Annotated in this window: 12 protein-coding genes; 1 reads left to right on the top strand and 11 read right to left on the bottom strand. The window is 42.3% G+C overall.

From position 1 onward, the window contains the following. Positions 1-48 precede the first annotated feature (48 nt). From CHF41_RS07120 to CHF41_RS07095, 6 genes are all read right to left on the bottom strand, one after another. On the bottom strand, positions 49-930 hold the full coding sequence (locus CHF41_RS07120; RefSeq protein WP_119876624.1) for an SDR family NAD(P)-dependent oxidoreductase: 882 nt from the start codon (positions 928-930) through the stop codon (positions 49-51). Position 931: 1 nt separating this feature from the next. Beyond that, positions 932-1768 (bottom strand): alpha/beta fold hydrolase, encoded by an 837-nt coding sequence (locus CHF41_RS07115; RefSeq protein ID WP_119876623.1) that lies wholly within the window; start codon positions 1766-1768, stop codon positions 932-934. An 18-nt stretch (positions 1769-1786) separates the two neighbouring features. After that, positions 1787-2785 carry an NADP-dependent oxidoreductase gene (locus CHF41_RS07110; protein ID WP_119876622.1) on the bottom strand — a complete coding sequence of 333 codons (999 nt, stop codon included), beginning with the start codon at positions 2783-2785 and terminating at the stop codon, positions 1787-1789. A gap of 82 nt (positions 2786-2867) precedes the next feature. Further along, positions 2868-3299: an Rrf2 family transcriptional regulator gene (locus CHF41_RS07105; RefSeq protein ID WP_119876621.1), complete on the bottom strand. Its 432-nt coding sequence runs from the start codon at positions 3297-3299 to the stop codon at positions 2868-2870. Between the two features lie 129 nt (positions 3300-3428). After that, positions 3429-4199 carry a hypothetical protein gene (locus CHF41_RS07100; protein ID WP_119876620.1) on the bottom strand — a complete coding sequence of 257 codons (771 nt, stop codon included), beginning with the start codon at positions 4197-4199 and terminating at the stop codon, positions 3429-3431. 122 nt (positions 4200-4321) lie between these two features. After that, positions 4322-4660, bottom strand: a complete 339-nt coding sequence (locus CHF41_RS07095; protein ID WP_075099752.1) for an ATP cone domain-containing protein — start codon at positions 4658-4660, stop codon at positions 4322-4324. A 126-nt stretch (positions 4661-4786) separates the two neighbouring features. Between CHF41_RS07095 and pepF the strand changes: the two genes are divergently transcribed. Beyond that, entirely contained in the window at positions 4787-6577 is a 1791-nt protein-coding gene (pepF, locus tag CHF41_RS07090) for an oligoendopeptidase F (RefSeq protein WP_119876619.1), read from the top strand. Between the two features lie 56 nt (positions 6578-6633). Here the strand turns inward: pepF and CHF41_RS07085 are convergent, their stop codons facing one another. The 5 genes from CHF41_RS07085 to CHF41_RS07065 all read right to left on the bottom strand — a co-directional run bounded on the left by CHF41_RS07085 (position 6634) and on the right by CHF41_RS07065 (position 13830). Beyond that, positions 6634-7341 (bottom strand): MIP/aquaporin family protein, encoded by a 708-nt coding sequence (locus CHF41_RS07085; protein ID WP_119876618.1) that lies wholly within the window; start codon positions 7339-7341, stop codon positions 6634-6636. Between the two features lie 133 nt (positions 7342-7474). Next, on the bottom strand, positions 7475-9301 hold the full coding sequence (gene glpO / locus CHF41_RS07080) for a type 1 glycerol-3-phosphate oxidase (RefSeq protein ID WP_119876617.1): 1827 nt from the start codon (positions 9299-9301) through the stop codon (positions 7475-7477). Between the two features lie 15 nt (positions 9302-9316). Beyond that, positions 9317-10831, bottom strand: coding sequence for a glycerol kinase GlpK (glpK, locus tag CHF41_RS07075; protein WP_119876616.1), 1515 nt, complete (start codon positions 10829-10831; stop codon positions 9317-9319). 196 nt (positions 10832-11027) lie between these two features. Beyond that, entirely contained in the window at positions 11028-12500 is a 1473-nt protein-coding gene (locus tag CHF41_RS07070; RefSeq protein WP_119876615.1) for an AcpB/EbpR/MafR family transcriptional regulator, read from the bottom strand. After that, on the bottom strand, positions 12490-13830 hold the full coding sequence (locus CHF41_RS07065; protein ID WP_162911925.1) for an FAD-dependent oxidoreductase: 1341 nt from the start codon (positions 13828-13830) through the stop codon (positions 12490-12492). The genes CHF41_RS07070 and CHF41_RS07065 overlap by 11 nt, the downstream gene beginning before the upstream one ends. Positions 13831-13885: the final 55 nt, after the last annotated feature.

Here is a 13885-nt window from a genome sequence, read left to right as displayed (position 1 = left end):
TTGCACTACATTTCAAATCTTGTTTTCTAATTATAGGCAAAGTCTTTCTCAAATAGGTTTATTTACCGAGAAAGTTGAGTAATTGGCTACCGCTTGTTGGCAATAATCCATGAGTTTTGCAGCTTTTTCAGGAGTATACCCATGGAGTGAGACCCGTTTTTCCTGTTTCTCGTCAAAATACCGTCCGCTAAGGCTTTCTACTTCATTTGAGAGTGCTAAATAATAGCCTGTTTTGATCCCTTCATCTAAGCCCTTAGGGACAAACTGATTGCTCCTATCAGACGGAGACTTCTGAGATTTTTCATCTCTCGAATTTTTCACTAAATTAGTGGCAATCAAGCCTGGATGATAAGAATTCACCGTCACTTTTGAGCCAACTTTTTCCAACTGCTCAGCTTGGTAGCGGGTCAGCCAGATAGTGTAGAGTTTAGCATTGTTATAGGCTAAGCTTGGAGTATAGTTCTCCTCCAGTGAAAAATCCTCTTCCTCAATCCTAGCAAAATGATGCATATAGGATGACGTGTGAATGACACGACCTGCATCAGCCTTCTCTAATAGCGGTAGCAACTCTGTCGTCAAGACATAAGGTGCAAGTACAGAGAGCATAAAGGTCACTTCTACCCCTTCTTTCGTCAGCTGACGGTTTTGACCTGCAAAAATCCCAGCGTTGTTCACAAGAACATCTAGCTTGGTAAAATCACGCTTCAGATCAGCCGTCAGACGGTAAATATCCGACAGTTGGGATAAATCAGCCAAGTACGTATGAAGGCGAGCTACAGGAACTTGTTCTCTTATATCCGTCAACGCTTGGTCCAATTTTTGCGGATTTCGACCGTGGAGAATGACTTCATGTCCTTCACTGGCTAATTTCAGAGCCAAGTGCTTTCCAATTCCATCCGTAGAACCTGTGATTAAAATAGTTTTAGACATTCTAGGCCTCCAAAAATGCTAGCAATTCTTTGGAAAATTCATCTGCGTATTGGAAGATAGAACCGTGCCCTGCCTTAGGATAAATGATTAACTTACTTCCTGCAATCTTCTCATGCATCACATACGAATTTTCTGTCGGAACCTGCATATCCTTTTCCCCATTAACAATCAGTGTCGGCTGGGTAATATAGCGCATATCGTCTTTAGCAGCCTTGCCCCAACGTTTGATTGCCTTTAATTGTGTCAAGAAACCAGGAATATTCATATCCTTGTCTGTATGTTCAGCCCTTCTCATGCCCATACGCCCTAACACCTTATTGGCTTCGATTTTGCCTTCCTCATCGTGATTATAGAAGATATAACGTTTGGGATCAATGCGCTCAATTCCTGCTTTTAGCATGTAACGGAAGGTTTTGCCCGTCACCCTATCCATCTCAAGTCCACCACGGGGACCTGTTCCAGCTAGGATTAAGCGATTGACCATACCACCTTTGATGCGGACAATTTCTTGCGCAATCATACCTCCCATAGATAAACCAAGGAGGTTAATCCGCTCATAGCCTAGTGCCATAAGAATTTCGATAGCTTGTTCTGCCATTTCTGGTATAGTCGGGGCTACTTTTCCTTGGCTAGCTCCAACACCAGGAAGGTCTACTACGATGACATGCTGTTTTTCAGCTAGTAGATCCAGTAACTTAGGATCCCAATTATCCAAAGTCGCTGCCAAATGCACTAACATGACCAAGGGAAGAGCTGACTTCACTTGCCCAAGCTCACGATAGGCAATCTGCTGGCCTGCGACTGTCACATATTGATTTTTTGTGGTGATGTAAGACATGTAATTCTCCTATTCTTTCTAAAAACTGAGGACTGTTTTTCCGCGTGAACGTCCATTAGCGACCTTATCGAGTGCTGCATTCACTTCCTCAAATGGATAGACCGTATCAATAGAAGGTTTAATTTGCAGTTTGCTGAAAATATCTGCGACTTCTTGTAGCTGTTCCCCATTGCTTTCAACAAAGATGAAATAATAGTGAACACCGTACTTATCTGCCATTTTATCAAACTTACGTCCAACTTGTTGTAATAAAATCTGCTTCCATTTTGGTAGATTCATGCGTTTGGCAAAGTCCCCATTTGGCATCGCTCGAAGGGAAACTAATTGCCCACCTTTTTTCATAATTGACATTTGCTTTTCAGTCTCTGCTCCGCCAAGGGTGTCCAAAACGTAATCTACATCTTTCACGGTTTCGGTATAATCTTCTGTCTTGTAATCAATGAAACGATCTGCTCCTAGAGCCAAGACACGCTCTCCATTTACTCCGTCACCATTAGTGATAACGGTTAAGCCCTTAGCTTTCGCAATTGGAATAGCCATACCACCAACACCCCCTGTTCCTCCAGAGATAAAGATAGTTTTACCTGCTTGAGCTTTCATCAAATCCAAGGCCTGCATAATGGTCAATGCTGTGAGCGGAACCGCAGCTGCTTCCACATCTGTCAAATAATCTGGTACCTTCGCCAATGCTTGAACCTCAACTGCTACGTATTCAGCAAAAGCACCGATGTTATTGAGAGGAAGACGACCAAAAACACGGTCTCCAACTGCAAATTTCGTCACATTAGATCCTACTTCTTCTACCAAGCCAACCACTTCATTTCCAGCAGTTTGTGGTAGCTTATAAGGAACAATCATCTTGACTTCTCCACGTGAAATCATGTTATCGAGCGGATTGACTCCTGCTGCTGTTACCTTAATAAGAACTTGATTGCTAGTAATCGACGGTTTAGCAATTTCAGTTACGCTTAGTGTAATATTCTGTTTGTCATAGCTTGTGTGTTGTGCTGCTTTCATGTTTTTCTCTTTTCTCTTCTCTTTATTTGTATTTGTATCAATTACAGGTATATCTGATATCTAAGAAAATCTGACACACAGGTCAGATACGGCTTTTCTTTGCGATTTGATAAAGGTTATCAATCACATTGCCGAGGGTTTGATGAGCTAAATCTACTTCCAATTGTTTTTCAACACTGGCAAAAATCGGGGTCATTGCACCCTCGATATGCTGACCAACTGGACAGTCTTGATTGGCATGTTGATGAATTTGAAAAAGACGGATATGGTCTACTTCCTGAGTAGCCAAATAAATCTCTAATAAGGATATTTCCTTAGGGTTCTTGCTCAACTGATAGCCTGAGCGACCTTGCTGGGACGTAATTAATCCTGCGTTTTTCAAGAGCGCAATGACCTTCCGAATATAGCTTGCATTGGTTCCAACACTCACAGCCAAGGCCTGCGAACTCAGGACTTCCTTACTTTCACTAATCATGGTTAAAATATGGAGTGCAACAGAAAATTTTGTATCCATAGTGACTCCTTTCTGTTCTTGTATTCATTACAAGAACAAGTTTAGCATAAGAAAATCAACTTGGCAAGTCTTTTGCTCAATTTTTTCAAAAATATCGAGCAATCTATCAAGAAAATTCCTGAAAATCAACTACAGGGATGTTTTCTGCCCATTTTCAACATAGGTCAAGGTCTGATCAATTTGATAGGCATGAACTGCTGAGGCATGGGAAATCAGTTGATTGTTCAGTTTAGGAGCAACTGTCTTGTAAAATTGCTCTCTGGCTTCCTGATTTCTAAAACCAATGATAATGGAGGCATGTAGGTGTTCTGCTTTGGGATTGTCATGCGCAACGTGTGGCGTATCCCAAGTTGCCTTGTTCCAAGGCATGTAGACTTGAGAGCGTGTTTCCGTTACTCCAGCTACTTTTGAAATTTCAGGAGCTAAACTGTCGTTGATAAATTTTTTAAAGGAAGCACTGCTGACCCCTTCTTTTCGACGGATGTAAAGGACATCTCGTAGCTGACTACCTGACTGCTCAGCAGTTTTAAACCATCTGGACGAAAAGGGAAAGCCCATGTGCATCAGTGTCCGACGAAAGACATTTACTTCGTCTTTAAAAGCCAAGGCGGTTTGATGACGACCTGCAACTGGTGACAACAGATTGTCAAAGGTGACTTCTGCAATGCCATCTATCCGGCGGTCAGGTGAAATACTTGTTTCAAGACCAGCTGTACTTGGCCAAAAACTATGCTGGGTTTCACTAAGATGTTGTTGGCGGTATTCTGACAGCCCTGGTGAGGCGGCAATAATCTGTGAATGTGGGCCAGACCAATAGTCCATTCCCTCTTGCCGAGGCTTGTCCTCTCTCATCCAAAGTAAAATAGATACCGAAAATTTTTTGTCGTATTCTTTTGTCATGGTTTTCCCCTCTTTGTTGTTGTATCGATTACAAGAACAAGTTTAGCATAAGAAAATCAACTTGGCAAGTCTTTTGCTCGATTTGTAAAAAATAAAAAGCCATCGATAGATAGCTTTCTTGATTATCGTACTTGTTCAAAGCGCAGATGTACATTGATACGATCGCCGTAGCCATTGCGCTCAAGGTCGCGCTGGAGGCGGTAAGAAATATAGTGCTCAGCAATCGCAATATAGCCTGCATCAATCAGACGGTGTTCTACTTGTGATTGCACCATGCTAATTGTTGGGCGCTCTGTATGAGCTTCTTCCAAGTCTAAAACTACTTTCTTGGTTACTTGAGCCAAGTTTTGACGCCAAGTATCATCGATGACATAGACAGTACGAGCAGCTTTTATAATCGCTTGGTAAATTTTTTCTGGATCAAAGTCAACGACTTCTCCACTCCGTTTAATGACTTGCATAAAAAGCTCCTTTCTTGAGGTTTCACAACCCTTTTATACTACTATTATCCAAGGATTATACAGATTTGTCAAGTTTTTTCCCCGATATATGATATAATATTTTCAATACAAAAAAGGAGAATTCAGATGTCACATGCTATGCCAAAACGTCAAGAAATTGACGTGCAATTAACCTGGGATACGTCCCTTATTTATCCGTCTCACCAAGCCTATCAAGAAGGTCTTGCTGCCTACAAGGTACAGGTTGAGCAGTTTGAAAACGACTACAAAGATAAGCTTACTTCTCTTGAAGTGATTATCAAGGCTCTCAAAGAGTACGAAATGATTGAAACCATTAACAGCAAATTGAGCCACTATGCTTTACTCAATCTTGATGTTGACAAGATGAATACAGAGCTTGCTGCCCTTGCAAACGAATACCAAGTAACCATGGCTTATAGCTATCCAAAAGTCGCTTTTTTACCAACTCAACTAGGCCTGCTTGATGAAGCAGTTCTAAGACAAGTGAGCAATCAAGAGCCACAGTGGACTAGCTATATTGAGGATATTCTTCGTCAAAAACCACATCAATTGCACCCCTTACAAGAAGAATTGTTGGCCAACTTTGCTCCAACATTTGGTCAAGCCTACAGCAATTATGAAACGACCAAATTCGAAGATATGACCTTTGAAAACTTCACTGCAAATGGTCAATCATACGGAAACAGCTACGTTTTGTTTGAAAATGACTACGAAATCAACCACGATACGGAGATTCGTCGTCAATCCGCAGCTGGCTTCTACTCAACTCTTCGCAAATACAAAAATACTACAGCCGCAGACTACTTATCTCATATCAAAAATGAGCAAATCGAAGCCAAATTACGCGGTTTTGATTCTACCATTGATTACCTTCTCTTTGGTCAAAATGTGTCCCGTGATTTATTTGACCGCCAAATCGATGTGATTATGAACGAATTAGCACCCCACATGCGTCGCTATGTCAAATTAGTTGCAAAAGCACACGGTCTTGAAAAGATTACCCATGCAGACTTAAAAATTAGTCTTCCTTCTGATTTCAACCAACGAATTACCCCAGAAGAATCCAAACAATTCTTGATTGACTGTCTCGGTATCTTGGGTGAGGACTATATCAAGATGATTGAACAAGCCTTTGATGAGCGTTGGATTGACTTTGCTCAAAATGAAGGTAAAGCAACTGGTGGCTATTGTGCAACCCTTTATGATGGACCTTCTTACATTCTCTTATCGTGGACTGGTTTGATGAATGAGGTGCTTGTTCTTGCACACGAACTTGGACATGCGGGCCATTTCCAACTAGCGAAAAAACAAAGCATTCTCAACTATGATCCATCGCTTTACTTCATTGAAGCACCGTCTACTGCTAATGAGGTCTTGACTTGCAATACTCTCTTGAAACAAAATCAAGATCCAGCTTTCCAAGCCTATCTCATCAGTGAATTGATTAGTCGGACCTACTTCCACAATATGGTCACTCACTTATTAGAAGCGGCTTTCCAACGTGAAGTCTACACTCGTTTGGACAAAGATGAATACCTCAACGGAGATATTCTCTGCCAGATTAAACTGGATATCATCAAGAAATTCTGGGGTGAAGACTTTGAAATCGGAGAAGATGCCGGTCTCATCTGGATGCGTCAGCCACACTACTACATGGGCTTGTATCCATATACCTACTCTGCAGGTCTCACCATTGGTACAGCCATGGCGAAACAGCTTGAGGAAAATCCAGAAGCAGTTGTCGAAAAATGGCTTGAAACCCTTTCATTAGGTGCTAGCTTATCGGCTCAAGAATTGGCTCAGCATGCGGGTGTTGATGTGTCAACTGATAAACCGTTAAAAGAGACCATTGCCTATGTTGGTTCCTTGGTTGATAAATTAGAAAAATTAGTCTAAAAACAAAAACTGCCTTAGTTTTTCAGCTGAGACAGTTTTTTGCATTTTCTAACAAATTAGAAAGCGAATCCATAAAAGATGGCTGCGAGTAAACCTCCGATGATTGGACCAAGAACTGGTACAAGTGCATAGCCCCAATCTGAATCACCTTTGTGTTTCAATGGGAGAAGGGCGTGCATAATCCGAGGACCAAGGTCACGAGCTGGGTTCAAGGCATATCCTGTTGGACCGCCAAGAGATACTCCGAGGGAAACAATCAAAGCTCCAACAGTCAAAGTTCCAAGACCTGCTGGCATATCGTAATGTCCAAATGCGAGCAAACCAAGGACAAGAACGAATGTACCGATTGCTTCACTGATGGTATTGTTTATAGTGTTGCGGATTGCAGGACCTGTTGAGAAGGTCGCAAGCACCGCTCCAGTATCTTCTGTCGCATCATAATGATCTTTATACATCAAATACACCAAGATACTTCCGATAAAAGCTCCGACAAATTGAGCAATGATGTATGGGAAAACAGATGCCCAAGGGAGATTGCCTGCATAAGCCATTGCAATCGATACAGCAGGGTTCAAGTGAGCAGGACCTAATACACCGCTCACAAAAGCTGCCATTGCAACTGCAAGCCCCCAACCAATTGTAATGACAATCCAACCAGCATCTCTACTCTTACTCTTATCAAGTACCACGCCTGCTACAACACCATTTCCCAACAAAATCAGCAGGGCAGTCCCGAGTACTTCACCTAATAATTCTTTTTCCATATAAACTCCTTTTATATAGTGAATTGAATAAAGGTTCAGACATTGTTCAGTCGCTTTGATGAACGCCAGTTCTATCTGCAGCTCCTTGCCTTGTCCTATTCCTTTCTCAGTCCACTATAATGTTATCGTTTCGTTATTTTTTTAAGTAAGCCAAGTCATTCTTGACTAAGGTTTCATCCAATAATGCACGTTGTGCTATCCGTTCTTCCTCAGACCAGCAGTAGTAAGCTGCCATTTCAAGGAGCACGTCCTCAACAATGCTATCTAGTTGCTCCCGCATAAAGAGCATATAATTTGTCCTACGGAGAAGATAGTCTACCGCAGTCAAGGTCATCTCTTCTTTCATTGCATAATGAAGAGAGAGTAAATCACGTTGGTTTAGATTGCTTACAGCTTCTACCTTATGGTTAAGGGCAAACACTTTTGGCGCATTTGAACCGTACAAATTCGCTAGGTAGAGCGCTTCTTCATAGTTCAGACCTTTTTTCACACCCAATTGTGCCAAGTGTTCGATTTCTTCTGCTACATTAGCTGGATTTAATTCTCCGCCTGAGACAGGATAGGTTTTTGAATTAATCAATCTGAATTTGCGACCGTGCTCTGTTTCAAGGATTTCTGCGACTTTTTCCAGAGCGCCTTCTGCCATTTTACGGAAGTCCGTAATTTTTCCACCAGCTAGAGTCAACAAACCATTATCATCACGGTCAAGCGATGAGCCACGAGAAACTGCTGACGGATCTAAGGTCTTTTCAGATACGCTACCTTCTAATTGTGTCAAATTGTGTTCGACATCATCGCGTGATTTTTCATGATTGAGATAGGCTTTGACCGTATCAATTAGGCTGTTAAAACTCTCATCACTCAGTTTACCATTGTTTCCACCGTTGTAGTCTGAAGCACCATTTCCAGATAACAATGGACGTAGCCCTGCCCAACCACTTTCAATATCATCAATGGTCAAGTTTGCTTCTGGGAAGCGATTATTGACAATGGTAAGCAAGTAGTCAACATCTTCTTGTGTCACCATTGGATTTGCCAAATCGCCAGTATAGTCTGTATCAGTCGTTCCAAAATAAGTCTTATTTTCACGAGGGAGTACAAAGACCATTCGTCCGTCTGCTTCTCCTGTATCAAAGTAAGTTGGTTGAGGAACAGATAAGCGAGCACTATCTACGACCAAATGCACGCCTTTTGTCGGTCGCATCTGGAACACACCGCTACCTTCACCACCGAGATTACGTACTTCATCACTCCATGGTCCGGTTGTGTTGATTACAAGGCGGGCACGGATTTCAAAGGTGCTGTCAGCTAAAAGATCACGTGCGACAATTCCTACAATCTTGCCATTTTCATCCTTGATAAAGTGCTCTGCTTTGACACGGCTCGCAATCAAGGCTCCATCTTTGGCTGCCCGTTTGATATTTTCAATGACCAAACGGGCATCGTTATTACGGAAGTCAAGGTAGACACCGCCGCCCACAAGACCTTCTTGTTTCAAATGCGGTTCACGCTCTAGAACTTCTTCTTTTGTTAAAACTTTATTAGCTAAATCTGTATTGTTGACACCTGCTAGGAGGTCGTACAAGTCCATCGCAACTTTTAGGCGGAACATGCTGAAAGTGGAACCTTCTTCATCATAGACTGGAAGAAGCATTGGGTCTGGTTTTGGAATGTGAGGGGCTATTTGTTGTACCACGGCACGCTCTGAAACTGTGTCTGATACGACTTCCACGTCAAATTGTTTCAAGTAACGTAAGCCACCATGAACCAATTTTGTCGAACGGCTACTGGTACCTTCTGCAAAGTCTTGCATTTCAATCAAGGCTGTTTCCATTCCACTTGCTGCTGCTTGAAGCACTACACCTGCACCAGTAATTCCTCCACCGATAACCAGCAAATCAAGCTGTCTGTCCTGCATTTTTTCAATGGCTAATCGTCTTGTTTCTTTTGAAAATTCCATTTTGTACTCTCTTTTCTATTCTTCTTCGTCTATTTCAGCAAATAATTGTGTCGCTGCAACAGCTTTCTTCCAGCCCTTGTACAATTGCTCTTTACGCGCATCGTTCATAGCTGGTTGGAAGGATTGACCAACCGCATTCAAGCTCTTTAACTCTTCTAAATCTTTCCAAAAACCGACTGCTAGTCCTGCAAGGAAAGCAGCTCCGAGCGCTGTCGTTTCTAGGTTTTTAGCTCTTGCAATTTCAATACCCAAGATGTCTGCTTGGAACTGCATGAGAAGGCTGTTCATCGCTGCACCACCGTCCACTTTTAAGACAGAAATTGGCATGCCAGAGTCAATCTGCATGACATCAATGACATCACGAACTTGGTAGGCAATGGATTGAAGGGTTGCTTTGACAAAGTCTTCCTTGGTTGTTCCACGTGTCAAGCCAAAGACTGATCCACGCGCATCTGAGTTCCAATAAGGTGCGCCAAGACCTGTGAAGGCCGGTACTACGTATACTTCATCATTGCTGGTAGACTTGCGCGCTAATTCTTCAGATTCAGGAGATTCTTTGACCATGCGCATACCGTCACGCAACCATTGAACTGCACTACCTGCAATGAAAACAGAACCTTCAAGAGCATAGTAGACCTTGCCATTGATACCATAACCAATTGTTGTTAAGAGGCTATTTTCAGACAACTGCATGTTTTCACCTGTATTCATGACGATGAAAGAACCTGTACCATAGGTATTCTTCACCATACCAGGCTCAAAAGCCAACTGTCCAAACAAGGCTGCCTGCTGGTCACCTGCCATACCCGAAATCGGCACTTCTGCACCGTAGAAATGGAATGGCGCTGTCTTACCATAAATTTCTGAGTTAGACTTGACTTCTGGCAAGATGGCTTTTGGAATGTTCAAGAGGGCAAGAATTTCATCATCCCATTTGAGCTCCTTGATATTGTAAAGCATAGTCCGTGCGGCGTTAGAATAATCTGTCACATGACAACGACCGTTGGTCAGTTTCCAAACAAGCCAGGTATCAATTGTCCCAAAGAGCAACTCGCCCTTTTCAGCTCGTTCTTGAGCGCCAGGTACTTGATCCAAAATCCAACGCACCTTGGTCGCTGAGAAGTAAGCATCAATAACAAGACCGGTCTTTTTATGAATCATGTCAGAGTAGCCGTCGTGTTTCAACTGGTCCGCTAGGTGGGCGGTTTGACGAGATTGCCAGACAATGGCATTGTAGATAGGAAGCCCTGTTTCCTTATCCCAAACAACTGTAGTTTCACGCTGGTTGGTGATTCCAATTCCTTCGATTTGAGAAGGATTGATACCACTTTCGATAAAAGCTCCTGCAATAACTGACTGAACTGAGTTCCAAATCTGATTGGCATTATGCTCAACCCATCCTGGTTTTGGGAAGATTTGCGGAAATTCCTTCTGATAACTTCCGACCTTCTCACCTTTTTTATTAAAGATGATCGCACGTGAGCTTGTCGTGCCTTGGTCAATAGCCATAATGTATTTTTCTTGTGTCATAGGAGACCTCCATTAGTTTTTTTATTTTTTGAAAACGCTTCCGTTTTCTTCTCATCCTTATTGTAACCTATTTCCTCACCTATCTCCTATCAAAAAATATTATTTCTAAAAAATTTTTGATAAGAATAAAAAGAGTAAGACCTTAGCCCTCATCTGACAAGCTATGTCCTACCCTTTTTATTATATTTTTGAGTATTCAACGCCTTTCAATCGAAAACATACTAGTTTCTAGACGACGATGAGCTCGTTTTTCTTTTTCTTCCTGAAGCGCAGCAATCCTCTTTTTCAATGCCAACAAATCACTTGTATACAACTTTCTATGGAAAGAATAAGAGGCTATTGCTAGATGAACTGGCTCATCTGATATCAGCAGGTCATAATCACTAGAAGCTGAAAAAGGTTCAATGACAACAGCCTGTTTTCGTTCAAATTCTCTTTGCAGTTGGAATAAAATTAGCTCGGCAATAACTGGAGACTGACAGGAAATAAAGCCAATTCGCACCACTACTGGCTGCACTTGCTTGAGATAGTCAAAAAGCTCTACCAAATGAGCCAATTCATCGTCAGATTGAAAGATAAGTTTTGGACACTGAGGCTGGTAAAATCGCTCTACAACAGTAGACAAAAAGAATTGGGCACTTGACATTTGATACTGATTTTCATGGAAGACCATCTGATCCAGGCTTCCTTTGAAAAAATACACGTTGCCTAATAACTGATTGAGATAGTATAAAATTTGTTCATAGACCGGTAACTGATGCCCCACTTCTTCACGAATAGTCTGGTAGCACCATGTAGTCGCCTCACGAATCGGACCACCAAAGGCTAAGATGTGTTCAATCTTCGGTGGTGCTAGAATGGATTGACTAACTAGAAAAGCAAACAGACTCATTACCTCCCCTTCGCGGACAGTCGAAGGCTGATATTGATAAAGGGTTAAGGCAAAGGAGCGCAATTCCTGATACCATTTCTGCTCAACATAGGGCTGCATCAGCTGGATTAACTCACTAAAATCTACATCATGTCCCCTCATGCGCCGCTGAGAAATCCCAAACCAGAGACACAATTGGAGATACTGGTAAGTATTGAACTTGGTATCAAAAAATCGTTCAAAAAGTGGAAGATAGGTTGCTATCTGACGGAAATGTGAGCATGTGCTGATATGAGATAAGCTCTTAGTTTGCAAAAAGAGCTGGTAATAAAAATAGCGAATCTGCAACTCGCTTCCCTTGAGACGACCGTTGCGTATACTAATTTGAAAATCTTGCAAGAGGTGATTCAGGGCAGCTAATTGCCGATTGAGACTGGCCTCACTAATTAGCAAGTGTTGAGCTAGCGCCTGAATGACAAATTCTTCCTTCTCAAAAAGATAGACTAAAATCTGATATTTGGTACTAAACTGGCACAAATATGCTAACCATTCCGCATGTAATAGACTATCCTTTTTCGTAAAACTGACCTCTTCGTCTCTGACCTGAAAAGATAAACCCAGTTGGTCCTGTCTTGCTTCTTCGTCAAATGATTCAATATAACGAACTAAGGTCGTACGTGATAACTCCAATTCCTGGCATAGACTCTTTAATGAGAGGCTTGTTCGACTATCCCTTAAACGCTCTACCAGAAGATAAATGGCCCGCTCTCGCTTTTCAAAAAGGTCCTCAATCCTCATACACAGCCTCCTCTTTGCGACGAAGATAGAGCTGGCAAGCTTCTGTTACAATAGGAACTAGATTGGTATAACGTGGCAAACAAAGCCAACTTTGTTCCACCAAATCCTGCGCTGTCATCCCATTTGAAATGGCAAGAGCTAAGGTATTCATTTGATGAATATGGTGCGAGGTGGAAATCAACTGTCCACCTAAGAGACGACCGTCTGAACGCTGCACAATCAGTTTAAAGGTCAATTCTTCTGCTTCCCACTGGCTGAAAGGCGCTTGTAAAAAAATCGTATCCACGTCTGTCCAGAGTTGCGCTTGACGCTCCGTCAAGCCGACACTCGTAATATTGTAGCCAAAAAGATGACTGGAAACAATTCGTTGCACTTCTTGCAATGGTCGACGTTTTGTTACCAAATTATAAGCCACCAAGCGTCCTGTCAGAATAGCATGATTGATGAGAGGCAGATACGCCTTTCCAAAAAAGGCGAACGGCAGTTGAATCAAATCACCTATCGCAAAGATATGGGGCTTGCTGGTTTCCAAATAGTCATCTACGATAATGGTCTTGTCAGGATTACGGTCAAGGATTTCGGCTACGACATCTGTATTGGGTTGAAAATTCGTCGCCACCAGCAAATAGTCCGCTTCGTAGCAGCCTTTTAAGGTGTCAACCTTGATCTTATCACCAGCAGGCGACACACTAATTTTCTCTACGATTTCTGCCGTATGTAGGTCAATCTTGCGCTTTTTCAGCTCATCTTCAATACCGACCATTAGATCATCATCTATATATTTGGCTAAGGGTGACGTTTCAGCTTCAAATAGCCTGAGAGAGAGCTTGCGTTGGCTCAGAGCTTCTGCACTCTCTAGTCCAATCTGTCCTCCACCGATGATAATGACAGACTGAGCCTTTTCTATCTTTTTCTGGCTTTCTTGGGCATCTGAAAAATACTTGGACGATAACATCCGCTCTTTTAGCCTCTCATCTTCGACCTCCCAGACTTGCCCTGCTCCCATGGCTAAAATGAGCACATCATAACTTTCTTCGATGACTTGACAGCCTTGCTGAAGCCAAAGCAACTGCTTGTCAGCATCCACTTGAACTAATGTACTTTCTAATCGAATATCAATCATCGTCCGCTGCACTTGTCTCCACAAATCACTCCGTGCGGCTTCGATATGCCCTAACTCACCCTTTAATTGCCAATTCAGTGCATTCGGAAAAAAGCCGACTTCCTTTTCCTTATCGACCAAGACAATCTGCGCTTCAGGATAGAGTTTATCGCATTCTAAAGCGGCACTCATCCCTGCAAACGATGCTCCTACGACGATGATTTTCATAGTACTTCCTCCGTTTTCCTTATTATACCACAAACATTGTAAGGGATTACAAGAT

Origin of the sequence: Streptococcus respiraculi (genome assembly GCF_003595525.1) — a bacterium.
GTDB lineage: Bacteria > Bacillota > Bacilli > Lactobacillales > Streptococcaceae > Streptococcus > Streptococcus respiraculi.
This window is presented reverse-complemented; position numbering and strand designations above follow the sequence as displayed.

Bases quoted from the DNA above. Each gene is read 5' to 3' on its own strand.
- CHF41_RS07115 (WP_119876623.1), bottom strand. From the start codon at position 1,768: ATGTCTTACATCACCACAAAAAATCAATATGTGACAGTCGCAGGCCAG.
- CHF41_RS07095 (WP_075099752.1), bottom strand. From the start codon at position 4,660: ATGCAAGTCATTAAACGGAGTGGAGAAGTCGTTGACTTTGATCCAGAA.
- CHF41_RS07110 (WP_119876622.1), bottom strand. From the start codon at position 2,785: ATGAAAGCAGCACAACACACAAGCTATGACAAACAGAATATTACACTA.
- CHF41_RS07065 (WP_162911925.1), bottom strand. From the start codon at position 13,830: ATGAAAATCATCGTCGTAGGAGCATCGTTTGCAGGGATGAGTGCCGCT.
- CHF41_RS07100 (WP_119876620.1), bottom strand. From the start codon at position 4,199: ATGACAAAAGAATACGACAAAAAATTTTCGGTATCTATTTTACTTTGG.
- pepF (WP_119876619.1), top strand. From the start codon at position 4,787: ATGTCACATGCTATGCCAAAACGTCAAGAAATTGACGTGCAATTAACC.
- CHF41_RS07120 (WP_119876624.1), bottom strand. From the start codon at position 930: ATGTCTAAAACTATTTTAATCACAGGTTCTACGGATGGAATTGGAAAG.
- CHF41_RS07085 (WP_119876618.1), bottom strand. From the start codon at position 7,341: ATGGAAAAAGAATTATTAGGTGAAGTACTCGGGACTGCCCTGCTGATT.
- glpK (WP_119876616.1), bottom strand. From the start codon at position 10,831: ATGACACAAGAAAAATACATTATGGCTATTGACCAAGGCACGACAAGC.
- glpO (WP_119876617.1), bottom strand. From the start codon at position 9,301: ATGGAATTTTCAAAAGAAACAAGACGATTAGCCATTGAAAAAATGCAG.
- CHF41_RS07070 (WP_119876615.1), bottom strand. From the start codon at position 12,500: ATGAGGATTGAGGACCTTTTTGAAAAGCGAGAGCGGGCCATTTATCTT.
- CHF41_RS07105 (WP_119876621.1), bottom strand. From the start codon at position 3,299: ATGGATACAAAATTTTCTGTTGCACTCCATATTTTAACCATGATTAGT.